Genomic DNA, 23,073 nt, shown 5'->3' on the forward strand with positions numbered 1-23,073 from the left:
ACCTAGAGTTGGTAAGTGACTTCCAGCTTCTGCTGGAGCCGTTGGGCCTGGCGGAAAGACTCCCTCAGAATCCTTCGATCCAGCGGATTCAGGTCGTCCGGATCAATGTAGTTGGTCAGTTCCTCGCCCCTGTCCAGCATCTCCTGGTGGGCACGCATACGGATGGCCTGGATCAGGCTGTACGCCTCTTTCCACGCGTTCGCATCTTTGGCGTCAAAAACCCCCTTGCGGGACAGGGCGTCCATTCGCTCCAGGGTATTGGCAGCTTCCACCCCGTGGGCCAGGGCGAATACCCGGACGGATTCGACAAACGGCGCCAGGCCTTGTCGTTTCAGGTCCAGGGAATGCTTTTTCTCGTCATTCAGATAGCGAAAGTTCCTGAACATGGTGAGCGGTGGTTTGCGTTGCAGCGCATTGCCCGCCAGCATCTTCTGGAACAGGGCGTTCTTGCGAATCCTGTCCAGAACTTTCTCCAGCAATCGGTTCAATGGCTCCGTTGGCCCGAATACTGAGCGCATATCCAGGAAGATGGATGAGTACACCAGATTCTGGGGGGTGGAGGCGTCGATAAACCGAACGAACCAGTCATCCCACTCCCGATCGCTCAGACACAGTTTCGGGTTGCTTGCCATGATGTTGCCTTTACACAGGGTAAAGCCACACTCGGCCAATTCATCATTCACCTTGCGCGCGAACGGCAGCAGCTTTTCCCTAACCTGGTCCTCGGTCATGCCCTCGGGCGTCTCGAACAGGATACCGTTGTCCTGGTCGGTCAGCAGTGTTTGCTCCTGCCGGCCTTCGCTGCCAAAGGTCAGCCAGGTGAAAGGGATACCGGGATCGTTTTTCTTCAGGTTCAGTTCCAGTACCCGCCGAACGGTCACATCGTTGAGCGTGGTGATGATCTTGACCACCTGCCCGGAGTCCGCGCCGTGGGCCAGCATGGAATCCACCAGGCGGGAAACGTCGGTACGCAGGCTCACCAGCGTGCGCAGGTGGGTGGCTGTACCGATAGTTCGGGCCAGGTTTACCAGGTCCACGCGCTGGAGGGAGAACAGGTCCCGCTCGGAGACCACCCCAATCAGATGATTTTCCTCATCGATCACGCACAGATGTGCAAAGTGGTGCTCGGCCATCAACATGGCCGCTTCAAAGGCATCGGCCGTTGAGGGCAAGCAGCAGGGATCGGCGGTCATGACCTGCCGGATAGGGGTGTCGAGGGGGCCTCGCTCCTCGGCAATCATGGTGCGCAAATCGCGCAACGTGAATATGCCCTTGGGGTGGCGGTTGTCATCCGTAATAATGATGCTGCCCACATTATTCTCATGCATGCGGGCCACTGCCTTGCGCACCGGCAGGTCGGGCGAGCAAACGATAGGATTGCGCAGGGCGTAACGTTCAAGCGGGGTATCCAGGCTGTTGCTGGACCCGATCGAGGCCATCGCCTTGGACTGGATACGCTGGTTGACCTGATCCAGCAGGCTGCTGACGCCGCGCAGGCAGAAGTCCCGGAAGGGTTCGCTTTCGGAGAACAGGGTGATGAACGCTTTTTGTTCAATGCTCAGGCAGAAGGTGTCTCCCGAGGCCCGGTGCAGGGTGCGGGTAGGGCGCTCGCCAATCAGGGCCGCGAGGGGGAAGCATTCGCCCTGGCTGATTTCGAAGGTGGTTTCTGCCCGATCCTCTTTTTCGTTGTGGCGTTCGCCCCGAATACGGCCTTGTTTAACGATGTAAAAGCGCTTTACTACGCCGTCATCCGGCGAGAGCACCACGTCTTCATCGGCGTAGAATCTCAGGGTGGCATGTTCAGCAAAATGGGCCAGGTGGGTGTCATCCATGCTGGAAAAAGGTGCATGTTCCCGCAGAAATGTCATGATGGCTCGGGTGTTCTGGGGGCGGGATGTGTCCTGGTTCGCTGCTGCCATATCGCAATCCGTCGTGGGTCGGAGTTGGTCGGCCTTCGCCGCTGTTCCGTAGTTATTGTTGTCCGCTTGCAGTGTAGTTCAGCGGAGCCATGTTATGCCCTACGATTTTGGTCGAAACGTGTCTCAGGGCTTTTCTTTATGGTAGCCCGGCACGGTGGTAGAGTTCTGATACTCGTCAATCCAGAAACAGATAGCTCATGACCAGTAAAGATGAACGCCTGGCGTTTCTTGAAGAGATGAAGGATGTCCGGCGTATTCGGAAACCCAATCGGGCCGAAGTGTCGACCCCCAGGGAGCTGACGCCCGGGCATCTGGAACGGCAGAAAGCGGCCGTTGAAAAGCCGGTTCGTGACCTGAACCCGCTGACTTCTGACATGGTTGAGCCGCTGACGGCCCATGACGTCCTTAGCTGGATGCGGCCCGGTATTCAGCATGGTGTGTTCCGCAAGCTCCGGCTGGGGCAGTACCCGATCGAGGCCAGGCTGGATCTGCACCGGATGACCGTTGAGGAAGCCCGCCGGGAGGTATTTGCGTTTATCAACGATTGTGTGCGCTACGGCTTGCGTTCAGTCATCATTTTGCACGGTAAGGGTGAGCGCAACCCCGATGGCATTGCCCAGTTGAAAAGCTACCTGGCGAAGTGGCTTCCGGAACTGGACAGCGTACTGGCCTTTCACTCGGCCCAGAAACACCATGGTGGAACCGGCGCGGTCTATGTCATGGTTCGCAAGAGCGACCGGGACAAACAGAGTAATCGGGAATTGCATGGCCGCCGGTGATCAACGAATCACGGTACTGCATTTCAAACAGCTGATGAGGTTATTGATGATGAAAAAGGGTTCTCTGGTGGTGATTGTTATGGCCGGCCTGTTCACTCTGGCGGGTTGCAAAGACCGGGTGATCTGGGACGACAACGGCAAGGTGGAGAGTGCCACCAAAGATCGTGAAGTCTGGGATTCCAATGGCAAAATGAATACCGGTGACCGCAAGATCTGGGTAGACCAGGATGGCAAAGAAGTGATCAAGTGAACGAATTCGTCTTCCAGCAAATAATAAAAGGAAAGGCCCATGGCATTCAGCCTGACGATTAACGGCCAAAGGCACACAGTTGATGTTGATTCCGATACGCCTCTGTTGTGGGTGATTCGGGATGAAGTAGGGCTCAAGGGCACCAAGTTTGGTTGCGGTGCCGGCTTGTGCGGCGCTTGCACGGTTCATGTTAACGGTCAGCCAGCGCGCTCCTGTTCAACACCGGTGGCGTCGGTAGACGGCGCTTCCGTGACCACTATCGAAGGTTTGTCCGAAGATGGCCAGTTGCACCCGTTGCAACAGGCCTGGATTGATCAGGGCGTTCCCCAGTGCGGATACTGTCAGTCGGGCCAGATCATGACCGCAGCGCACCTTCTGAACAACAATCCGTCGCCATCTCGTCAGGACATTGTGACCGCCATGACCGGAAACCTGTGCCGGTGCGGTACCTATTCCCGTATTGTCGCCGCCGTCGAGGCGGTTGCCGGTTCGGTTGGCCATTACCAGCCCGCCGGGGAGGACGCCTGACATGACCATGAATCGTCGTGATTTTCTGAAAGTCAGCACGGGTGCTTCAGGCAGCTTGATACTGGCGGTATCTATCCCGGGGTGCGCCTCTGTCCAGACCGGGTACCAGCCCGAGACCGGAGAGTGGAAGCCGGATATCTGGCTGGAATTGACCCGTGATGATGAAATCATCTTTACCCTGGCCCGGGTTGAGATGGGGCAGGGCACCTACACCGGTTTGACCACCCTGGTGGCTGAAGAACTGGATGTGGAGCCGAGCAGGATTAAAGTCAGGTTTGCCCCGGTGGCGCCGGAATACCGAAACCCCCTGTTTGGTTTGCAGCTGACCGGCGGCAGTACCAGCCTGGCCACAAGCTGGGAGCCGCTGAGGGTTGCCGGCGCGCAGGCCCGGCAGATGTTGGTGATGGCGGCTGCCCGGGTGTGGGAAGTAGACGCGGACCAGTGCACTACCCAGGATGGCCGGGTGGTGCATCCTAACGGACTTGATTCGTTACGTTACGGCCAATTGGTGGAGCTGGCGGACCGGGAAGTTATCCGGGGCAAGGTGCCCCTCAAACCCCGCGCCGAATGGAAATACATCGGCCGCAAAGGCGGCAAGCTGGATGCCCGTGCCAAGGCAACGGGTACCGCCGTCTACGGGATGGATGTCGAGCTTCCTGGCATGGTCTATGCGGTTATGACCCGCAGCCCCCGCTACGGCGGCAAGGCCAGCAGCTTCAACCGCGATGACGTCATCGGTATGCCAGGTGTAACCGATGCCTTCATCACTGAGCGCGGTGTTGCTCTGGTTGCCCAGCGCTATTGGCAGGCAAGAAAGGCTCAGCAGAAATTGCAGGTAGAGTGGGACTTCTCTGAAGCGCTGGATACCGACACAGAAGCCGTTTTTGAGGGTTACCGCAAGGCCGCGAGTGAAAATTCCGGGGTCAAAGAACGCAGTGAGGGTAATGTCGATAAGGCAGCCGATCGGGCAAAACAGGTGGTTGAAGCCGAGTATGAGCAGCCCTATCTGGCCCATGCCACCATGGAACCGATGAATGCTACGGCCTGGTATCGCGATGGTGGAATGGATGTTTGGGCACCCACCCAGGCGCCAGACCTGGGGCGCATTGCCGCAGCTCGTCATTCCGATCTGTCACCGGGCAAGATCACTATTCACACCACATTCCTTGGCGGCGGGTTCGGCCGTCGCCTCACCCAGGACTATATCGAAGAAGCTGCCGCTGTGGCCTATCAACTGAAGGTTCCGGTCAAGCTGATCTGGTCCCGGGAAGAAGACACTCGTCACGGCTTCCTGCGCCCTGCCATGTTGCATCGTATGAAAGGCAGCCTGAACGACGGCGAACTGACCGGCTGGCACCATCAGATCGTCGGCCCGCAGGTTCTGGACTGGTACGTGCGCAATGCCGCACCCGCACAGTATCCCTGGGCGCCCAAGTTCCTCTACGACACCCTGGGGCGGGTAGGGCTGATGGCTGAGGGTATTGCCACACCAAAAGATATTTCGGCCATTGAAGGGGCCATTGAGTACCCCTACCAAGTGCAGAACGTCAGCGTTCGCCATACCCACACCGATCCCGGTGTGCCCATTACCTGGTGGCGTTCGGTGGGTTATTCCCACAACGGGTTTGCGGTGGAAACCTTTATGGATGAGCTGGCCCACGAATCCGGTGAAGATCCGCTGCAATTCCGACTGAAAATGCTGGATGGCGAGCCGCGACATCGTGAAGTACTAGAGCGCGCAGCCCGGCTGGCGGATTGGGGCCAGCCCGCGCCGGAAGGTCGGGCCCGGGGGCTCGCCTTGTTCAAGAGCTTTGGTACCTATGTGGCCCAAGTGGTTGAAGCCGGAATCGAGAACGGTGAAATACGGGTGTACAAGGTGATCTGCAGCGTGGATTGCGGCCAGGTGGTTAATCCCAGGATTGTTGAAGACCAGATCGAGGGTGGCATCCTGTTTGGCCTGACCGCCGCACTCTACGGCGAGATCAACTTCGACAACGGCGAGATCCGGCAGAGCAATTTCCACGACTACCGCCTGATGCAGATGCACCAGACGCCCGAAGTGGTGGTGGATATTGTTGACAGTGAGGCAGACCCGACCGGTGTGGGTGAGCCGGGCGTGCCCCCGGTGATTCCCGCCCTGGGCAATGCCCTGTTTGCGCTGACCGGAAAGCGCCAGCGCCGCCTGCCGTTGACGGCTTGAGCCAAAGCGGTTTTCGGGGAGCGATGGCCGTCCTATAATGGCGGCCATCGCTTGCCCGGCAGGGCACGTTTCAACCGGGAGATTGCGTGTGTTTGATGTAACACGATACGCCACAGCGGCTCAGTCCATTGTGGATGCAGGTCAGTTCCTTTACGGCCGTGGCTGGTCGCCTGCCACCAGCAGCAATTATTCTGCGCGGATCGACAGTGATCATGTGGCCATTACGGTGTCTGGCCGCCACAAGGGGCAGCTGACCACCGCAGACGTCATGGTGGTTGATCTTGACGGTCGGCCGGTCCAAAGCCAGTGCAAATCCTCCGCAGAAACCCTGTTGCATACCGTGCTTTACCAGGTGTTCCCGGAGGTTGGTGCCGTCTTGCACACCCATTCCGTAAAAGCCACAGTATTGAGTCGGCTGATTGCTGCGGGTCAGGCGCTGGAGCTGGAAGGCTACGAATTGCAGAAGGCGTTTTCCGGCGTCGAGACCCATGAGGGTGCGCTGAGCATTCCGGTTTTCGACAACACTCAGGATATTCCGGCGTTGGCCGAGGACACCCGGGCCTGGTTTCTGGATCATCCTGAACAACCCGGTTACCTGATTCGCGGCCACGGCCTGTATACCTGGGGTAAGACCATGGCGGATTGCCTGCGCCATGTCGAAGCCTTCGAATTTCTCTTTGAATGTGAACTTGAAACCATGAGGGTCCGCCCATGACTACCCTGAGCATATTTCACCAGAGCCAGCCGGACGAGGCCCACACCGTGATGACCGACCCAAGGGCTATCGGCGATGCGCTCGCCCGCCACGGAGTGCGTTTCGAACAGTGGCCAACCCGTGATCTGCCGGCAGATGCCAGCCAGGAGCAGATTCTGGAAGCCTACAGTGACGAGGTTGAGCACCTGAAGCAGGAATGCGGGTTCCAGACCGCCGATGTGGTCAGCCTCAACCCTGACAACCCGCAAAAGGAGGCGTTCCGCCTGAAGTTTCTGGACGAGCATACCCACAGCGAGGATGAAGTGCGGTTTTTCGTGCGGGGCCAGGGCCTGTTCTATCTGCACTTTGGCGACCAAGTGTATGCCCTGCTGTGCCAGCAGAACGATTTGATCAGTGTACCGGATGGCACACGCCACTGGTTTGATATGGGGCCAGAGCCGCAATTCACTTGCATTCGCCTGTTCACCAACCCGGAAGGCTGGGTTGCGAGCTTTACCGGCGAGGATATCGCCAGTCGACTGCCCCGTTACGAAGGGCTTGCGGGAGTGGCAGGATGATTCGGGTAGTTCTGACCGATATAGAGGGCACGACCAGCTCGATCTCATTCGTGCACGATGTGCTGTTTCCCTACGCCAGTAAACACTTGCCGGAATTTATCCGCACGAACCATCACACCACGCCGGCTGTGGCTGAACAGCTGGCTCTGGTCGCAGAAAAAAGTGGTGTCGACAGTAAAGATGTGGAGGGCCTGATTGATGTCCTCCAGGCCTGGATATCCGAGGATCGCAAAGAAGGGCCGCTCAAAGCACTGCAGGGCATGGTCTGGGAGCAGGGATATCACAGCGGAGAGCTGAAGGGCGATATCTATCCGGATGCGGCGGATTATCTTCAGCGCTGGCATGATCGGGGCCTAAGGCTGTTCGTATATTCCTCTGGTTCTGTGAAGGCACAGAAACTGATTTTTGGTTTCAGTAATGAAGGCGACTTTACGCCGTTTTTCTCCGGATACTTCGATACCGGTGTGGGCGGCAAAAAAGAAGCACAGTCTTACCGCAATATTCTTGCCGAGCTAGGTGTAGAGCCGGCGACCGTTCTGTTCCTGTCGGACGTGGAAGCCGAGCTCTCGGCGGCTGAGGAAGCTGGGCTTAAAACCGTCTGGCTGGTGCGTGATGGGGAGCTTCCTGATACTGGTCGGCCTGTTGCCCGTGATTTTGCGGAGGTAGACGCGCTACTGCGTAAACGTTAGGAGGTGGTCGAATGCCCGGTAGTTCATGTCTGAAATGGCCTATTCCGGGTGTTTGTGCCTTGTTTCTGGCCGGCTGCAATCCGTTCTCCGAAGCCGAGCCGATGATGGAAGAGTACCTGGAGCGCCTTGCCCGGGTGCTGGATACGCCATCGGTATCGGTTCCCTCTGATCTTCCCCCTGCCTCCACCGTACCCCGTCGCCGCGAACGTGTACTTGATATGCCTGAGCTGGATCTGGGCATGCTGGACTTTCTGTCGCTGTACGGGTGTGAACTTCAGTATGTGGTTGGCGAGCGAAACTCGGTGATGGGCCGGGTGATGCAGCCTCTTAACCGGCTGCGTTATGAAGTCCGGTTTATCCGAGCCGCGGAAGACTGCATGGCAGAGATCGACGACGAGCGCCTGGAGAAAACCCTCCAGGATGCGGTCGAGAGCAAGCGGGCATCGCTTCCTGTGGCGGTGTGGAATGCCACCTGGGGCACGGAAGAGATCGAACGCTTGCTGACCCTGTCAAAGGGGTTTTATCCGGTCGCTGCCGAAGGCAATCCGGTGTCTGATCTGGTGCGGGACCTGGGCCAGTTGAACCAGGCCGTATCCGATTTGTCGGTCCAGCAGCTCGATGTTCCCCTCGATGCACTTGGCGGAGTGCACCAACGCTGGCAATCGGAGTTTCGCGCCGGGCAGGTGATCAACAGCGCCCGGCTGTTGATTGCAACCCTCAATGCAGGAACAGAGACCCTGAAAGCGCGCCTTGATGAGCGTCCATTATGTCTGAATGGCCGGCCGAATAATCAATCAGAAATCGTCCGAAATTTCTTCTTCAATGTGTACATTGGTGAAATCCAGCCCTACATGAGCGATGTCAGCCGGGCCCGGGATTCGCTGATCGGGGCTCTGGCGGAGCTGGCGGACCAGCAAACTGCCGTTATGCCGGCGAGCTTTCAGGACTGGTACCAGCGTCATTTGTCAGCCGATGCTGAAGTCAGCCTCTGGCGGGAGCTGGACCAGGCCATGATGCAGCACACCCGGCACTGGCAGGAACTGTTGGAGCAGTGCGGTCTGCGCCCGGGTTGATGCGGGTTCAGCGCTGGCTTTCCGGGGTCACCCTCAGGATTTCTTCCACCGTGGTCTGGCCGGCGGCCACTTTCTGTGCGCCACTGAGGCGCAGGGATTTCATGCCTTCTTTGTAGGCGTCCAGCCTTAACTGCTCGAGTTCGCAGTGATCATTGATCTGGCGGGTCAGGTGGTCGGAGAGCGTCATGATTTCATAGACCCCGGCGCGGCCCATATAGCCGGTATTGCGGCATTCGAGGCAGCCCACCGGATGATAGAACTGACGGGGAACCGGCGCTTTCCAGGGGCGGGTCAGTGTTTGCCAGGCCTGCTCGTCGGCCTCACCCGGAGCCTTGCAGTGGGGGCACAGGGTACGGGCCAGGCGCTGGGCCATCACCCCCAGCACCGTGGCCCGGATCAGGTAGGGCGGGATGCCCAGTTCCATCAGTCGGGTAATGGCACTCGGGGCGTCGTTGGTGTGCAGGGTGGAGAGCACCAGGTGGCCGGTCAGCGCTGCCTGTACCGCCATCTCGGCGGTTTCCAGGTCGCGGATTTCACCAATCATGATGATGTCCGGGTCTTGCCGTAACAGGGCCCGAACGCCGTGGGCGAACGTCAGGTCGATATTGGTCTGCACCTGCATCTGGTTGAACGCTGGCTCCACCATCTCAATGGGGTCTTCAATGGTACAGATGTTCAGTTCCGGCGACGCCAGCTGTTTGAGGGTGGAGTACAGGGTGGTGGTCTTGCCGGAACCGGTAGGGCCGGTCACCAGTACAATGCCATGGGGGCGGGCGGTCATGGCCTGCCAGCGCTCCCGGTCTTCTTTACTGAAGCCTAGCTGCTCGAAGGACTTCAGCAGCACCTCCGGATCAAAAATCCGCATCACCATCTTCTCGCCAAAGGCGGTGGGCATGGTGGCCAGGCGCAACTCCACCTCGCTGTTATCCGGTTTTCGGGTTTTGATCCGGCCGTCCTGGGGCCGGCGTTTCTCGGCCACATTCAGGCGCCCCAGAATTTTCAGGCGGCTGGTGACAGCCACCCCGACATGTTCCGGAAACTCATAGACGTTATGCAACACGCCATCAATACGAAAACGCACCTGGGTGACCGCCCGGCGTGGTTCGATGTGAATGTCTGAAGCGCGCTGGTCAAAGGCATACTGCAACAACCAGTCGACAATCTTGACCACGTGCTGGTCATTGGCATCCGGGTTTTCGTTGGTACCTATGTCCAGCAGTTGTTCGAAATTCTGATTGCTGGCGGCACCCGGGGCCTGGCTGCCGCTGGCCTTGCTCACGGAATTGGCGAGCTGGTAGAACTCCACCGTGTAGCGCCGGATGTCTTCCGGGTTGGCAACGACACGGCGAATGTCCTTGCGAATGGCCTGTCGAAGGTTGCTTTCCCATTCGGTCTTGAATGGTTCTGTGCTGGCAATCAGCACTTCATCCTGGCGTATCTCTACCGCCAGAATGCCGTGGCGCTGGGCAAAGGCGTAGGACATCACCCGGGCGATGGCCGGCGTGTCGATCTTGAGCGGGTCTATGTGGTAGTAATCCTGGCCCGCCCATCGGGCCAGCCAGCTGGTCAGCCGATCAAGATCCAGGGTTCGGCCATCCCTGAGGCTGGTAATGCCGGCAATGGCAACCAGTTCCAGGGGGTGCCGCGGAGAAGTTCGTCCGTCCTGGGTAGCGGCCCCCAGGTTGGCCGTGAGCACCTTCTCAGCATCCTGCTGGCTGATTTCGCCACTTTCCACCAGGGCAGAGCAGATGTCTCGCAGGGTGAGGGTGTGCCGATGTGGTGGTGCTGGCATGGGGGGCGTTTGATCAGCCATCGTTGTGCTCTCCGGGTGTTATGGGCACTCAGTTGGCAACCGGCCGGTTTACTTTCAGGTGAACCATGGCGACGGTGAACAGTAGGAATGTAAGCACTGTGAGAATCATCGGGCCTGGGGCGCCTTCGCTCAGCCAGGCGGAGACCACGGCCTGGGTGAAGTAAAAAATCACCACGAAGGCCATCCAGATGTACCCGCGATTGTGCCCCCGGAATACCGGTACTGCAAACGCCAGCAGGGGTAACAGTTTCACCGTCAACATCAGGGGAATGGACACGCCTTCCACTGGCGCTGGATAGAATGTTGTCAACAGCAGTGTGGCCAATACCGCAAGGTACAGCGCAATGGTTATGCGGGCCGTGGTTTTTGCTTTTTCATTTTTGAGCATAAAAGGTTCCGGGTGGTTGAAAGTTTGGATGCTGGCGGTGATCAACCGGCAAGTTTGAGCGCCAGCCGGGCAAGGCGCTCACCAAAGGCCTGGCACAGGGCCTTTTCATGGTCACTCAGCGCCTGCTGTGCACCGGTACCTGCCCAGTGGGTGGGGCCGTAAGGCGTGCCGCCGGTCGAGGTCTCATTCAGGGCACTCTCGGAGTAAGGCAGCCCGCACAGTACCATGCCGTGGTGCAGCAATGGCATCATCATGGTCAGCAGCGTGGTTTCCTGGCCGCCATGCAGGCTGCCGGTAGAGGTGAAGGCGCCAGCAGGTTTACCAACCAGCTTGCCGTTAAGCCACAAATCGCCGGTACCATCGAGAAAGTGTTTGAGCGGGGCCGCCATATTGCCAAACCGGGTAGGGCTGCCCAGGGCCAGCCCGGCGCAGTTTGCGAGATCTTCACGGGTGGCGTAAGGGGCGCCGCTGTCCGGCACCGGGGGCATGCTGGCGCTGGTGTCTGGTGACACTGGTGGAACCGTGCGGATTTTCGCCTCAATGCCATCCGCTCGGGCGACGCCGCGGCCAATCTGGTTGGCCATCTCGGCGGTCTGGCCGTTGCGGCTATAGTAAAGCACAAGAACGTACGGTGTAGCGTTGCTCATGTCTGCTCCAGGGGATGGCTCAAAGAATATCCAGTACGTTCTCTGGCGGACGCCCGAGGGCTGCCTTTCCATTGGCCAGAACGATAGGGCGTTCGATCAGTTTCGGGGTATTTACCATGGCCTTGACCAGCTCTTCTCTGGTCAGTTCCGGGGCGTTCAGGCCAAGTTCTATGTACTCGGATTCCTTGGTACGCATCAGCTGGCGGGGTTCACAACCCAGAAGATCAAGAATGTGTAACAGTTCCTGCTCTGTCGGTGGTGTCTCGAGGTAGCGTATAATCTCCGGCTCGACACCCTTTTGCTGAAGCAGCTCAAGGGTTTGGCGTGATTTTGAACACCGTGGGTTATGGAAAATGCGGGTTGGTTCTGTCATGGTCATGCCCGGTTAACAGTGATGAGTACGGTCTTTAATGAGGGCCGTAGTCTAACAGGAGGATTTACCTTGCAGTACCCTCGGTACCCGTCCGTTCCCCGCCCCAAGGTTTCTGAATGGCCCAGGCGTTTGCTGCTGATGCCAGCCGCTATTATGGTGCTGGCCCTGGCGGGTTGCGAGAGAACGGAGTTGCAACGTGCCGATGGTGTGGCGGTGGACTGGGACAGTTACCGTGGCCAATGGGTGCTGGTGAACTACTGGGCCGAATGGTGCAAGCCCTGCCTGGAGGAGATTCCTGAGTTGAATCACCTCGACAAGTCACCGAGAATTTCGGTGCTGGGCGTCAATTTTGACGGCGTTGAAGGCGCCGCGCTTGTGGACCTGGGCCAGAGAATGGGCATTGAATTCACCATGCTGGGCCAGGATCCGGGCCCCGACTTTGGCTGGAAGATGCCGATGGCACTGCCCGCCACGTTCGTGGTGGACCCGGCGGGCAAACTGATAGAAACACGCTTTGGTCCCCAAACCGAAGAAGATCTGATGCAACTGATCGGTAGCTGACCATGGCACAGACGTTCGTACATCTTCGCGTACACTCCGAATACTCCATGGTGGATGGCCTGGTAAGGGTCAAGCCACTGATTAGCCGTGTGGCCGAGTTGGGCATGCCGGCGGTGGGCCTCACCGAACAATCCAATATGTGCTCGCTGGTGCGCTTTTATAAGGCGGCCATGGGTGCTGGTGTGAAGCCGATTATCGGTGCCGATCTCTGGCTGGAAAACCCGGACGAGCCGGAAAACCCGTTCCGGCTCACGTTGCTGGCGCGGGATGAGAAAGGCTATCTGCACCTTACCGAAATCATTTCCCTGGGCTACACCGAGGGCCAGCGCTACGGCAAGCCGATTATCCGGAAGGCCTGGCTGGAAGCCCGTGCGGCGGGTCTGATTGCGCTTTCCGGCGCCAAAATGGGCGATGTGGGCAAGGCCCTGCTGGCGGGCAAGCCGGAACTGGCCCGGGAACGGGCTCAATACTGGAAGAATCTGTATCCGGGCAGCTACTACCTGGAGCTGCAGCGTACCGAGCGGGCAGGTGATGAGGATTGCCTGCACCTGAGCGTCGAGCTGGCGGCTGAATTGGGCCTGCCGGTGGTTGCCACCAACGATGTGCACTTCCTGACGGCGGACGATTTCGAAGCCCACGAGGCCCGAGTCTGTATCGGTGAGAGCCGAACACTGGATGACCCCCGTCGGGACCGGCGATTCAGCGACCAGCAGTATCTTCGCAGCGCGGAAGAGATGATCGAACTGTTTTCGGACATCCCCGAGGCCGTTGAAAACACGGTCGAGATTGCCCGCCGCTGTTCGGTCAAGGTCCGGATGGGCGAATACTTCCTGCCGAACTACCCGATTCCCGATGGCATGACCATGGACGAGTATTTCCGGCATGTGTCCGAGGAAGGTCTGGAGATGCGCCTGGAAACCATCCTGAGCAAGGATGATCCGGAGTATGACCAGAAGCGGGAAGAGTATTACAAGCGCCTGAAGTTCGAGCTGGACATCATTATTCAGATGGGCTTCCCCGGCTACTTCCTGATCGTTATGGACTTTATCAAGTGGGCCAAGAACAACGGTGTACCGGTAGGCCCCGGCCGGGGTTCCGGTGCCGGTTCCCTGGTGGCCTACGCGCTGCTGATTACGGATCTTGACCCACTGGAGTACGACCTGCTGTTTGAGCGATTCCTGAACCCGGAACGGGTTTCCATGCCGGACTTTGACGTCGATTTCTGCATGGAAGGCCGGGACCGGGTGATCGAATACACCGCTGAGAAATACGGCCGGGAAGCGGTTTCCCAGATCATTACCTTCGGTACCATGGCCGCCAAGGTGGTGGTGCGGGATGTGGCGAGGGTTCAGGGCAAGTCCTACGGCCTGGCAGACAAACTGTCCAAGCTGATTCCGTTTGAAGTGGGCATGACGCTCAACAAGGCTATTGAGCAGGAGCCCCAGCTCAAGGAGTTTCTGGAGCAGGACGAAGAAGCCCAGGAAATCTGGGAGATGGCCCTCAAACTCGAGGGCGTTTGCCGTAATGCTGGCAAGCATGCCGGTGGCGTGGTGATTGCGCCCACCAAGATTACCGATTTCTCGCCCCTGTACTGTGACGACGAAGGCGGCAGCCTGGTCACACAGTTTGACAAAGGCGATGTGGAAGACGCGGGCCTGGTGAAGTTCGACTTCCTGGGTCTGCGGACTCTGACCATCATCAAATGGGCCTTGCATATGATTAACCCGCGCCGACAGGCGCAGGGTCAATCAGAACTGGACATTGCCACCATCCCGCTGGAAGACAAGCGCTCCTTCGAATTGCTCAAAAAGGCGGAAACCACCGCCGTTTTCCAGCTGGAATCCCGCGGCATGAAAGACCTGATCCGGCGCCTGCAGCCGGACTCCCTGGAAGACATGATCGCCCTGGTGGCCCTGTTTCGGCCAGGGCCGTTGCAGTCGGGCATGGTAGACGACTTTATCGACCGTAAGCATGGCCGGCAGCCTTTGTCTTACCCACACCCGGATTATCAGTATGAAGGCTTGAAGCCGGTATTGGAGCCCACCTATGGGGTTATCCTCTACCAGGAGCAGGTCATGCAGATTGCCCAGGTGATGGCGGGCTACACCCTCGGCAACGCCGACATGCTGCGCCGGGCCATGGGTAAGAAAAAACCGGAAGAGATGGCCAAGCAGAAGGCATTCTTCCTGGAGGGTTGTGCCAATAATGGCATCGATGAAACCCTGGCGGAAAACATCTTCGATCTGGTGGAGAAGTTCGCCGGCTACGGTTTCAACAAATCCCACTCCGCCGCCTATGCTCTGGTGTCGTATCAGACCTTGTGGCTCAAGGCCCACTACCCGGCCGAATTCATGGCTGCGGTACTCACCGCCGATATGCAGAACACCGATAAGGTGGTCACGCTGGTGGAAGAGTGCCGGAACATGAAGCTGGACCTGCTGGTGCCAGACGTCAGTCGTTCCGCTTACACCTTTACCGTCAATGACGACGGGCAGATTGTTTATGGTCTTGGCGCCATCAAAGGGTTGGGTGAGGGCCCGATTGATAGCATTGTGGAGGCCGCCAAAGACGGCCCGTTCCAGGATATTTTCGATTTCTGCCGCCGGGTTGACCTGAAGAAGGTCAACAAGCGTGCCATGGAGGCGCTGATCCGGGCCGGGGCCATGGACAAACTGGGTGCCGGGCGCGCGCAGCTGATGGCCAGTATCGACAAGGCCGTGCAGCAGGCAGACCAGCAATCCCGAAACGATGCCGCCGGCATGATGGATATGTTTGGCGAAATGCTGGAGAGCAGCGGTGAGGGTGAAGACCCCTACGCCGATGTGGCCCATGTGCGGGAGTGGCCTGAAAAAGAACGCCTGAAGGGCGAGAAGGATACCCTGGGCATCTATCTCACGGGCCATCCGTTTGATGAATACGAGCGGGAAGTCCGGCGTTTTGTCCGTAACTCCATCGCGGATCTGAAGCCCAACAAGTCACCCCAGCGGGTGGCTGGCCTGGTGGTTGCCCAGCGCACCATGAAAACCCGCACCGGGTCTACGATGTGCTTTATTACACTGGATGACCGCAGTGCTCGGATAGAAGCCACCCTGTTCTCTGAGGCGTTTTTCGAGAACCGGGAACTGCTGCAGTCAGATCAGGTGATCGTTGTCGAAGGGCAGGTTAGCCACGATGATTACTCCGGGCAAATGAAAATGCGCGTCAGTTCAGTGATGGACGTGGCCACGGCCCGACAGCAGTTCAGCCGTGGCATCCGGCTGGCGCTGCACGCGGAACAGTTGCAGAACGGGCTGCTGGACAAACTGGACGATACCCTGCGCCCGTTCCGCAACGAAGGCAGCCCGGTGTGGATTGAATACAGCAGTGCCGAGGCCAGAACCCGCATTGAGCTGGGTGAGTCCTGGCGAGTACAGCCGGATGACAACCTGTTGTTCGAGCTCAGACACCTGGTAGGCGAGAAGTCCGTGGAACTGGTCTATGATTAATACCAATGTCCGCTTTAGCTGTGCCGGTTGCACTGCTATCTTTGTCCCAAATTCTGGTTTTGGTGGGGTGAAACCTGCCTGGCAATCAAATGATGGAACATCATGAACCCTAATTACCTTGATTTCGAACAGCCGATCGCCGACCTGGAAGCCAAGATTGAAGAGCTTCGCATGGTGGGCAACGACACCGACATCAATATCACCGATGAAATCAGTCGGTTGAAGAAGAAGAGTGTCAGTCTGACAGAAAGCATATTTTCTGATTTGCAGTCCTGGGATGTTGCCCGTTTGGCCCGGCACCCGCGCCGGCCCTACACCCAGGATTACATTGATCTGATTTTCGAAGATTTCGACGAGCTGCACGGCGATCGCCGCTACGCCGACGATTTATCCATTGTTGGTGGTACCGCCCGGCTGGACAACAAGCCGGTGATGGTGATCGGCCATCAGAAAGGCCGCGAAGTGCGTGACAAGGTCAAGCGCAACTTCGGCATGCCTCGCCCGGAAGGTTACCGCAAGGCCCTGCGCCTGATGGAAATGGCCGAGCGTTTCAAGATGCCAATCCTCACCTTCATTGACACGCCGGGTGCCTACCCTGGTATCGGCGCCGAAGAGCGTGGCCAGAGTGAGGCCATTGCCTTCAACCTGGCGGTCATGTCCCGGTTGAAAACGCCGATTATCTCTACAGTGATCGGTGAGGGCGGTTCCGGTGGTGCCCTGGCCATTGGTGTGTGTGATCAGCTGAATATGCTGCAGTACTCCACCTATGCCGTTATTTCGCCGGAAGGCTGCGCTTCCATTCTCTGGAAAAGCGCCGAGTATGCAGCCCAGGCTGCCGAGGCCATGGGTGTCACCGCCCAGCGCCTGAAAGAACTGGGTGTTGCCGACAATGTGATTGAAGAGCCCCTGGGCGGTGCTCACCGTAATCCGGAGAAAATGGCGGAAACCCTGAAGGCCCGGTTGGCCAAGGGTGTCGCGGAACTGAGCCGGTTACCTCTGGACGAATTGGTTTCCCGCCGGTACGAGCGCCTTACCAAATATGAAAGCGGGCGGTAACACCGCCCGGGAATCTGGCTGGCCCGAGGATCTTCTCGGACCGGTCAGCTCACTCCCTGACAGCTCCCGCATCCTGGTCGCCCTCAGTGGTGGCCTGGATTCCAGCTTGTTGTTGTATGTGGCGGCAGCCTGTCACCGCAATGTCTGTGCTCTGCACATTAATCACCAACTCCAGCCCAATCACTCGCAGACTGAGCAGTTCTGCCGGTCGCTCTGTGAGCGGTTGGCGGTTCCCCTCCTTGTTGAGCGTGTGGACGTTTCAGTGGGCGAGTCTGGCTCCGGTGGTCTTGAGGAGGCGGCCAGGATGGCCCGATATGACGTGTTTCGGCGGGTACTGGGGGCTGGCGACCTGTTGTTGATGGCCCACCACGCAGACGATCAGGTCGAAACGGTGCTGTTTCGTTTGCTCCGGGGAACCGGTGTAACGGGTCTGGCGGGCATGCCTGAAAGCCGCCGTCTTGGCCAGGGAGCCCTGTTTCGACCCTGGCTGGCGGTAAGCCGTGACCGGCTGGAGCAGGTTGCCCGGGATGTCGGTCTCTCCTGGGTGGAAGATCCCAGCAATACCAGCCTGGCATTTGATCGCAATTACCTGCGCCACGCTGTGCTGCCGGGGCTCAAGGAGCGCTGGCCGGGCCTGCTGAAACGGGTGGAGCACAGTGCCAGGGCCTGCGCCGAAAGCGACATTCTCAATCATCGGTTGGCGGAATTGCAGTGGCAGATGTGTTCTGATTCAGGTCAGCTCCGACTGGCGTCGATTCAGGCCCTGAGCCCGTTGGAGCAGAGAAATCTGGTTCGATGGTGGATTCACCGGCAGGGTTTGAAAATGCCTGCCCTGGCAGATTGGGATCAGTCGCTGGCGGAGTTGGTTCAGGCCGGCGAAGACCGGACGCCGGAGATTCGTGGTGATGGTTTCAGTTTGCGGCGATATCGGGGCTACCTGTACCTGGTGCCAAACGTGGAAGTGCCGGCGCACTCCGCTGGCCTTGATCCCGGCCGCCCAATGCAATGGGGCCCCTGGACACTACGGCTCACGCCAACAGCCACTACACCGGAAGCAGCGCCCCCGCCAATACGGGTATCTACGAGGCAGGGCGGCGAAAGGCTTCGCTTTGAGGAGGGCGGACACTCTCGATCGTTGAAAACCTGGTTGCAGGAACAAGGAGTGCCGCCCTGGGAGAGGGCTTTACTGCCGCTGGTTTACCACGAAACACCCGGTGCCAGTGAGCTGATTGCCATTGGCGATTTGTGGTGTTCTGAACAATACTCGGGAGGCGCCCCTGCCACCGGTTGGCGGCTGATTGTGGAGAGGGATTGTGATTGAGTACAGGGGGGCTTTCTGGTAGTCTGGCGACCCATCTTGAGATGAACAATCTCCCTCCTTCACCGAACCAGATAATCACGGAATCTGCATGACGCGTTATATTTTCGTCACCGGCGGTGTCGTGTCCTCATTAGGCAAAGGTATTGCGTCTGCCTCACTGGCAGCCATCCTCGAGGCACGCGGCCTGAAGGTCACTATTCTCAAGCTGGACCCGTACATCAACGTGGACCCCGGCACCATGAGCCCGTTCCAGCACGGTGAGGTTTTTGTCACCGAAGACGGCGCGGAAACCGACCTCGACCTGGGCCACTACGAGCGCTTTATTCGTACCCCCATGAGCAAGCGCAATAACTTCACCACCGGCCGGGTGTACGAAGAAGTTATCCGTAAAGAGCGTCGCGGTGATTATCTTGGCGGTACCGTGCAGGTGATCCCGCACATTACCGACGAAATCAAACGCCGTGTGGTGGAAGGCGCAGCCGGCTCCGATGTGGCCCTGATTGAAGTGGGCGGCACGGTCGGGGATATCGAATCCCTGCCGTTCCTGGAGGCCTGTCGTCAGCTGAAGGTGGAAGTAGGTTCGCAGCGCGCGCTGTTCATGCACCTCACTTTGGTACCTTACATCGCGACCGCCGGCGAGATCAAAACCAAGCCGACCCAGCATTCCGTAAAAGAAATGCGCTCCATCGGCCTGCAGCCGGATATCCTGCTGTGCCGCTCCGAGCACGAAGTGGACGCCAGCTCCCGTCGCAAGATTGCCTTGTTCACCAACGTGGAAGAGCGGGCGGTTATCCCGATGCAGGACGCCAAGTCCATCTATGCCATTCCGCGCATGCTGCACGAATACGGCCTGGACCAGCTGGTCATCGACCGCTTCGGCCTGGATGCCCGTGAAGCAGATCTGGGCGAGTGGGATGCCGTTGTGGAATCGTTGATGAATCCGCAGCAGGAAGTCACCATTGCCATGGTCGGCAAGTACATGGAGCTGCTGGATGCGTACAAGTCGCTGATTGAATCCCTGCTGCACGCCGGCATCAAGACCCGCACCAAGGTCAATATCAACTACATTGACTCCGAAGACATCGAGCGTGATGGCACCCGTGTGCTGGAATCCGCCGATGCCATCCTGGTGCCGGGCGGTTTTGGCGAACGGGGCGTGGAAGGCAAGATCCGCACCGTTCAGTACGCCCGTGAAAACAAGGTTCCGTATCTGGGCATCTGCCTGGGTATGCAAGTGGCGGTTATCGAATACGCCCGCAACGTGGCCGGCCTGAAAGACGCCCACAGTACCGAATTCCGCGAGCACACCCCGGAGCCGGTGGTTGGGCTGATCACCGAATGGCTGGATGCCAGTGGTGCTACCGAAGCGCGTACCGAAGCCTCTGACCTTGGTGGTACCATGCGCCTGGGCGCCCAGGACTGCATTCTGACAGACGGCTCCACGATCGCTGCCTGCTATGGCAAGAAAACCATCCGCGAGCGCCATCGCCACCGCTATGAAGTCAACAACCACTTCCTGCCCAGCCTTGAGGAAGCCGGCCTGAAAATCTCTGGTCGTTCCGCAGATGGCAAACTGGTTGAAGTCGTTGAGGCGCCGGAACATCCGTGGTTCGTGGCATGCCAGTTCCACCCGGAATTCACCTCAACACCGCGCGACGGCCACCCGCTGTTCAAGGGCTTTGTTGAGGCGGCACTGGCCAACCGGAAAGGATCCTGAGCATGGCGCAGAGAAAGGTAAACGTCTCGGGCATTGAGGTTGCCAACGACAACCCGTTCGTATTGTTCGGTGGTATGAACGTACTTGAGTCCCGGGAACTTGCCTTTGAGGTTGCTGAAAAGTACGTGGATGTTTGCGGTCGCCTCGGCATCCCGTACGTTTTCAAAGCTTCCTTCGACAAGGCCAACCGCTCGTCCATCAACTCCTTCCGGGGCCCCGGCCTTGAGAAGGGGTTGCAGATCCTGGCGGACATCAAAAGCAAGTTCGGCGTGCCGATCATCTCTGATGTGCACGAGCCGGAGCAGGCTGCGCCTGCAGCTGAAGTCTGCGACATCATCCAGTTACCGGCATTCCTGAGCCGCCAGACCGATCTGGTCGTGGCCATGGCGAAGACCGGCGCGGTCATCAACATCAAGAAAGCCCAGTTCCTGGCGCCCCAGGAAATGAAGCACATCATCACCAAGTGTGAAGAAGCGGGTAACGACAAGGTTATCCTGTGCGAGCGTGGCAGTAGCTTCGGCTACAATAACCTGGTGGTGGACATGCTGGGCTTTGGCATCATGAAATCGATGAATGTGCCGGTGATGTTCGATGTGACCCACTCGCTGCAGATGCCTGGCGGACGTGCTGATTCTGCGGGCGGTCGCAGGGCCCAGGTAACTGACCTGGCACTGGCGGGGATGTCCCAGGGGCTGGCCGGCCTGTTCCTGGAAGCGCACCCAGACCCGGATCACGCCAAATGCGACGGTCCTTGTGCATTGCGCCTGAGCCAGCTGGAGCCGTTCCTGCAGCGGGTGAAAGCTGTAGATGACCTGGTAAAAAGTTTTACACCTATCGACACCGCCTGATTGGCGGTGTTCGTTTTTGTCCTGTTCGGGAGTACGAGCAGGTGGGGGATGGCTTTCCGAAACACGCTCCTTCGGCACATCCATGTGACGCTTGGGCTCCGCCATCCATGGCTCCGCACAGTTTCGGAAAGCCATCCCCCACCTGCTCTAGGCTGAACTTACAACTTGAACCGTTTAGATACAGAAAATCTGGAGAAATTTTCGCATGACCAAGATTGCCAACATCAAAGCTCGTGAAGTTTTGGACTCGCGCGGTAACCCGACAGTAGAGGCGGATGTGATTCTTGAGGACGGCACACTGGGTCGTGCCTGTGCGCCCTCCGGTGCTTCTACCGGTTCGCGCGAAGCGCTGGAACTGCGTGACGGGGACAAGTCCCGTTACCTGGGTAAAGGTGTTCGCAAAGCGGTTGAGGCCATCAACGGCCAGATTCGTGAAGCTCTGGTTGGCAAGGACTCTGCCGACCAGCGCAGCCTGGACCAGATTATGATTGACCTGGACGGCACCGAGAACAAGGCAAACCTGGGCGCCAACGCCATCCTGGCGGTTTCCCTGGCTGCCGCGAAGGCCGCTGCGACTTCTCTGGGCAAGCCTTTGTATGAGCACATTGCCGACGTCAACGGCACCTCCGGCGAATTCTCCATGCCGGTACCGATGATGAACATTCTGAACGGTGGTGAGCACGCGGATAACAACGTGGACATCCAGGAGTTCATGGTGCAGCCGGTTGCGGTGAAGAGCTTTGCTGAGGCTCTGCGTGTTGGCGCCGAGATCTTCCACAGCTTGAAGAAAGTTTTGAAATCACAGGGCCTGAACACCGCCGTAGGTGATGAAGGTGGTTTTGCGCCGAACCTGCCGTCCAACGAAGCGGCCCTGGCTGCGATCAAGCAAGCCGTGGAAGACGCTGGCTATGAGCTGGGCAAAGACGTAACCCTGGCGCTGGATTGTGCCTCTTCCGAATTCTATAAAGACGGTCAGTATCAGCTGTCTGGTGAAGGCAAGAGCTTTGATTCCGAAGGCTTCGCTGATTACCTGGCTGGCCTGTGTGAGCGTTATCCGATTGTGTCCATCGAGGACGGCATGGACGAAAGCGATTGGGATGGCTGGAAGATCCTGACTGACAAATTGGGTAGCAAGGTGCAGTTGGTGGGTGATGATCTGTTTGTCACCAACACCAAGATCCTGAAGCAGGGTATCGAGAAGGGTGTGGGCAATTCCATTCTGATCAAGTTCAACCAGATCGGTAGCCTGTCCGAGACGCTGGATGCCATCAAGATGGCTCAGGACGCCGGCTATACGGCGGTGATTTCTCACCGTTCCGGTGAAACTGAAGACACCACCATTGCAGACCTGGCGGTTGCTACCTGTGCCGGCCAGATCAAGACGGGTTCTCTGTGTCGCTCAGACCGGGTTGCCAAGTACAACCAGCTGCTGCGTATTGAAGAGGCGCTGGAAGGTAAGGCACCGTATCGCGGCCTGAGCGAGATCAAGGGTCAGGGTTAAGACCTGCGACATTTTTGAACCTGCCAGCGCTCGCTGGTAAGTAACAAAATGTTAAGGCCATCGCGTTCCGGATGAAAATTCGGACACGATGGCCTTTTTGTACAGTGACTTACAAGAATTTGTTGCTAATCTACTATAAGGTCTATACTTGACCTTCGACTCTTTCGATAAATCTGGTTATTTTCTGAGCTGATTTGGCATGAAAACGCTTTGGGCCATTCTGGTAGTGCTGATTCTCCTGCTGCAGGTTCGCCTGTGGGTCGGGGAGGGTAGCTTTGCGCAGGTTTGGTCGTTGGAGAAGGCGATTGCTGAGCAGCGGGCGGAGAATGCCGGGTTGGCGGGGCGTAATGACCGGCTTTATGCGGAGGTGCGGAATCTTCGTAACGAGCAGGGGGCGGTGGAAGAGCGTGCCCGCATGAATCTCGGGCTAATTCGCGAAGACGAGACATTCTTTCTGGTCGTCGAGAATTAGTTCTGGAGTTAGAAGCGCCGGGGGTGTCCTTTCCGGGAAACGCTACGAGCACCCGCAAGCGGGTCCGGCCAGCAATCGCAGATTGCTGTCGTTCGGCTGCGCATGAAGCTATGCTTCATTAACGCTTGCCTCACCCATGTGCGCTTCTCTCAGGCCATCCATGGCCTTCGAAATTCCCGGA

The 23,073-nt window shown here is 58.2% G+C and carries 21 protein-coding genes; 16 read left to right on the top strand and 5 right to left on the bottom strand.

What is annotated here, in order from left to right; all coding sequences use genetic code 11:
- Positions 1 to 2: 2 nt before the first annotated feature.
- Positions 3 to 1,919, bottom strand: coding sequence for a putative nucleotidyltransferase substrate binding domain-containing protein (locus tag ACZ5Q2_RS11520; protein ID WP_432210103.1), 1,917 nt, complete (start codon positions 1,917 to 1,919; stop codon positions 3 to 5).
- Between the two features lie 197 nt (positions 1,920 to 2,116).
- Between ACZ5Q2_RS11520 and smrA the strand changes: the two genes are divergently transcribed.
- From smrA to ACZ5Q2_RS11560, 8 genes are all read left to right on the top strand, one after another.
- Positions 2,117 to 2,698, top strand: a complete 582-nt coding sequence (gene smrA / locus ACZ5Q2_RS11525) for a DNA endonuclease SmrA (protein ID WP_432210102.1) — start codon at positions 2,117 to 2,119, stop codon at positions 2,696 to 2,698.
- Positions 2,685 to 2,948, top strand: coding sequence for a hypothetical protein (locus tag ACZ5Q2_RS11530; protein WP_156471760.1), 264 nt, complete (start codon positions 2,685 to 2,687; stop codon positions 2,946 to 2,948). Before smrA ends, ACZ5Q2_RS11530 begins: the two co-directional genes overlap by 14 nt.
- A gap of 39 nt (positions 2,949 to 2,987) precedes the next feature.
- On the top strand, positions 2,988 to 3,476 hold the full coding sequence (locus tag ACZ5Q2_RS11535) for a (2Fe-2S)-binding protein (RefSeq protein ID WP_061332650.1): 489 nt from the start codon (positions 2,988 to 2,990) through the stop codon (positions 3,474 to 3,476).
- 1 nt (position 3,477) lies between these two features.
- Positions 3,478 to 5,676 (top strand): xanthine dehydrogenase family protein molybdopterin-binding subunit, encoded by a 2,199-nt coding sequence (locus ACZ5Q2_RS11540; protein WP_432210101.1) that lies wholly within the window; start codon positions 3,478 to 3,480, stop codon positions 5,674 to 5,676.
- A gap of 88 nt (positions 5,677 to 5,764) precedes the next feature.
- Positions 5,765 to 6,391, top strand: coding sequence for a methylthioribulose 1-phosphate dehydratase (locus tag ACZ5Q2_RS11545; protein WP_432210100.1), 627 nt, complete (start codon positions 5,765 to 5,767; stop codon positions 6,389 to 6,391).
- Positions 6,388 to 6,948 (top strand): 1,2-dihydroxy-3-keto-5-methylthiopentene dioxygenase, encoded by a 561-nt coding sequence (locus tag ACZ5Q2_RS11550; protein ID WP_432210099.1) that lies wholly within the window; start codon positions 6,388 to 6,390, stop codon positions 6,946 to 6,948. Before ACZ5Q2_RS11545 ends, ACZ5Q2_RS11550 begins: the two co-directional genes overlap by 4 nt.
- Positions 6,945 to 7,637, top strand: a complete 693-nt coding sequence (mtnC, locus tag ACZ5Q2_RS11555; protein ID WP_106693675.1) for an acireductone synthase — start codon at positions 6,945 to 6,947, stop codon at positions 7,635 to 7,637. The genes ACZ5Q2_RS11550 and mtnC overlap by 4 nt, the downstream gene beginning before the upstream one ends.
- 11 nt (positions 7,638 to 7,648) lie before the next feature.
- Complete coding sequence (locus ACZ5Q2_RS11560; RefSeq protein ID WP_432210098.1) at positions 7,649 to 8,710, top strand: DUF3080 domain-containing protein; 1,062 nt, start codon at positions 7,649 to 7,651, stop codon at positions 8,708 to 8,710.
- A 7-nt stretch (positions 8,711 to 8,717) separates the two neighbouring features.
- Here the strand turns inward: ACZ5Q2_RS11560 and tfpB are convergent, their stop codons facing one another.
- Genes tfpB through arsC form a run of 4 tightly spaced genes read right to left on the bottom strand, consistent with a single transcriptional unit; the run spans position 8,718 to position 11,931 of the window.
- Positions 8,718 to 10,523 carry a type IV pilus assembly ATPase TfpB gene (gene tfpB, locus ACZ5Q2_RS11565; protein WP_138435498.1) on the bottom strand — a complete coding sequence of 602 codons (1,806 nt, stop codon included), beginning with the start codon at positions 10,521 to 10,523 and terminating at the stop codon, positions 8,718 to 8,720.
- A 28-nt stretch (positions 10,524 to 10,551) separates the two neighbouring features.
- The gene (locus tag ACZ5Q2_RS11570; protein ID WP_061332656.1) at positions 10,552 to 10,911 is read right to left on the bottom strand and encodes a DUF2069 domain-containing protein; all 360 of its coding nucleotides are present in this window, start codon (positions 10,909 to 10,911) and stop codon (positions 10,552 to 10,554) included.
- Positions 10,912 to 10,952: 41 nt separating this feature from the next.
- Positions 10,953 to 11,558, bottom strand: coding sequence for an NAD(P)H:quinone oxidoreductase (wrbA, locus tag ACZ5Q2_RS11575; RefSeq protein ID WP_230714624.1), 606 nt, complete (start codon positions 11,556 to 11,558; stop codon positions 10,953 to 10,955).
- Positions 11,559 to 11,577: 19 nt separating this feature from the next.
- Positions 11,578 to 11,931 carry an arsenate reductase (glutaredoxin) gene (gene arsC / locus ACZ5Q2_RS11580; RefSeq protein ID WP_286250432.1) on the bottom strand — a complete coding sequence of 118 codons (354 nt, stop codon included), beginning with the start codon at positions 11,929 to 11,931 and terminating at the stop codon, positions 11,578 to 11,580.
- 138 nt (positions 11,932 to 12,069) lie between these two features.
- On the opposite strand from arsC, the gene ACZ5Q2_RS11585 reads away from it, so the two are divergent.
- The 8 genes from ACZ5Q2_RS11585 to ACZ5Q2_RS11620 all read left to right on the top strand — a co-directional run bounded on the left by ACZ5Q2_RS11585 (position 12,070) and on the right by ACZ5Q2_RS11620 (position 22,892).
- Positions 12,070 to 12,492, top strand: a complete 423-nt coding sequence (locus ACZ5Q2_RS11585; RefSeq protein ID WP_432210097.1) for a TlpA family protein disulfide reductase — start codon at positions 12,070 to 12,072, stop codon at positions 12,490 to 12,492.
- Between the two features lie 2 nt (positions 12,493 to 12,494).
- On the top strand, positions 12,495 to 15,977 hold the full coding sequence (gene dnaE / locus ACZ5Q2_RS11590) for a DNA polymerase III subunit alpha (RefSeq protein WP_432210096.1): 3,483 nt from the start codon (positions 12,495 to 12,497) through the stop codon (positions 15,975 to 15,977).
- 102 nt (positions 15,978 to 16,079) lie between these two features.
- Positions 16,080 to 17,033: an acetyl-CoA carboxylase carboxyl transferase subunit alpha gene (gene accA / locus ACZ5Q2_RS11595; RefSeq protein WP_061332660.1), complete on the top strand. Its 954-nt coding sequence runs from the start codon at positions 16,080 to 16,082 to the stop codon at positions 17,031 to 17,033.
- The gene (gene tilS, locus ACZ5Q2_RS11600) at positions 17,017 to 18,354 is read left to right on the top strand and encodes a tRNA lysidine(34) synthetase TilS (RefSeq protein WP_061332661.1); all 1,338 of its coding nucleotides are present in this window, start codon (positions 17,017 to 17,019) and stop codon (positions 18,352 to 18,354) included. The genes accA and tilS overlap by 17 nt, the downstream gene beginning before the upstream one ends.
- A gap of 88 nt (positions 18,355 to 18,442) precedes the next feature.
- Positions 18,443 to 20,071, top strand: coding sequence for a CTP synthase (locus ACZ5Q2_RS11605; RefSeq protein ID WP_061332662.1), 1,629 nt, complete (start codon positions 18,443 to 18,445; stop codon positions 20,069 to 20,071).
- 2 nt (positions 20,072 to 20,073) lie between these two features.
- Positions 20,074 to 20,919: a 3-deoxy-8-phosphooctulonate synthase gene (gene kdsA, locus ACZ5Q2_RS11610; RefSeq protein WP_432210095.1), complete on the top strand. Its 846-nt coding sequence runs from the start codon at positions 20,074 to 20,076 to the stop codon at positions 20,917 to 20,919.
- Positions 20,920 to 21,124: 205 nt separating this feature from the next.
- Complete coding sequence (eno, locus tag ACZ5Q2_RS11615; protein ID WP_342630637.1) at positions 21,125 to 22,420, top strand: phosphopyruvate hydratase; 1,296 nt, start codon at positions 21,125 to 21,127, stop codon at positions 22,418 to 22,420.
- Positions 22,421 to 22,619: 199 nt separating this feature from the next.
- Positions 22,620 to 22,892 carry a septum formation initiator family protein gene (locus ACZ5Q2_RS11620; protein WP_022990067.1) on the top strand — a complete coding sequence of 91 codons (273 nt, stop codon included), beginning with the start codon at positions 22,620 to 22,622 and terminating at the stop codon, positions 22,890 to 22,892.
- Positions 22,893 to 23,073: the final 181 nt, after the last annotated feature.

This window comes from Marinobacter alkaliphilus, assembly GCF_055394375.1.

Bases quoted from the DNA above. Each gene is read 5' to 3' on its own strand.
- ACZ5Q2_RS11520 (WP_432210103.1), bottom strand. From the start codon at position 1,919: ATGGCAGCAGCGAACCAGGACACATCCCGCCCCCAGAACACCCGAGCC.
- smrA (WP_432210102.1), top strand. From the start codon at position 2,117: ATGACCAGTAAAGATGAACGCCTGGCGTTTCTTGAAGAGATGAAGGAT.
- ACZ5Q2_RS11530 (WP_156471760.1), top strand. From the start codon at position 2,685: ATGGCCGCCGGTGATCAACGAATCACGGTACTGCATTTCAAACAGCTG.
- ACZ5Q2_RS11535 (WP_061332650.1), top strand. From the start codon at position 2,988: ATGGCATTCAGCCTGACGATTAACGGCCAAAGGCACACAGTTGATGTT.
- ACZ5Q2_RS11540 (WP_432210101.1), top strand. From the start codon at position 3,478: ATGACCATGAATCGTCGTGATTTTCTGAAAGTCAGCACGGGTGCTTCA.
- ACZ5Q2_RS11550 (WP_432210099.1), top strand. From the start codon at position 6,388: ATGACTACCCTGAGCATATTTCACCAGAGCCAGCCGGACGAGGCCCAC.
- mtnC (WP_106693675.1), top strand. From the start codon at position 6,945: ATGATTCGGGTAGTTCTGACCGATATAGAGGGCACGACCAGCTCGATC.
- ACZ5Q2_RS11560 (WP_432210098.1), top strand. From the start codon at position 7,649: ATGCCCGGTAGTTCATGTCTGAAATGGCCTATTCCGGGTGTTTGTGCC.
- tfpB (WP_138435498.1), bottom strand. From the start codon at position 10,523: ATGGCTGATCAAACGCCCCCCATGCCAGCACCACCACATCGGCACACC.
- ACZ5Q2_RS11570 (WP_061332656.1), bottom strand. From the start codon at position 10,911: ATGCTCAAAAATGAAAAAGCAAAAACCACGGCCCGCATAACCATTGCG.
- wrbA (WP_230714624.1), bottom strand. From the start codon at position 11,558: ATGAGCAACGCTACACCGTACGTTCTTGTGCTTTACTATAGCCGCAAC.
- arsC (WP_286250432.1), bottom strand. From the start codon at position 11,931: ATGACAGAACCAACCCGCATTTTCCATAACCCACGGTGTTCAAAATCA.
- ACZ5Q2_RS11585 (WP_432210097.1), top strand. From the start codon at position 12,070: ATGCCAGCCGCTATTATGGTGCTGGCCCTGGCGGGTTGCGAGAGAACG.
- dnaE (WP_432210096.1), top strand. From the start codon at position 12,495: ATGGCACAGACGTTCGTACATCTTCGCGTACACTCCGAATACTCCATG.
- accA (WP_061332660.1), top strand. From the start codon at position 16,080: ATGAACCCTAATTACCTTGATTTCGAACAGCCGATCGCCGACCTGGAA.
- tilS (WP_061332661.1), top strand. From the start codon at position 17,017: ATGAAAGCGGGCGGTAACACCGCCCGGGAATCTGGCTGGCCCGAGGAT.
- ACZ5Q2_RS11605 (WP_061332662.1), top strand. From the start codon at position 18,443: ATGACGCGTTATATTTTCGTCACCGGCGGTGTCGTGTCCTCATTAGGC.
- kdsA (WP_432210095.1), top strand. From the start codon at position 20,074: ATGGCGCAGAGAAAGGTAAACGTCTCGGGCATTGAGGTTGCCAACGAC.
- eno (WP_342630637.1), top strand. From the start codon at position 21,125: ATGACCAAGATTGCCAACATCAAAGCTCGTGAAGTTTTGGACTCGCGC.
- ACZ5Q2_RS11620 (WP_022990067.1), top strand. From the start codon at position 22,620: ATGAAAACGCTTTGGGCCATTCTGGTAGTGCTGATTCTCCTGCTGCAG.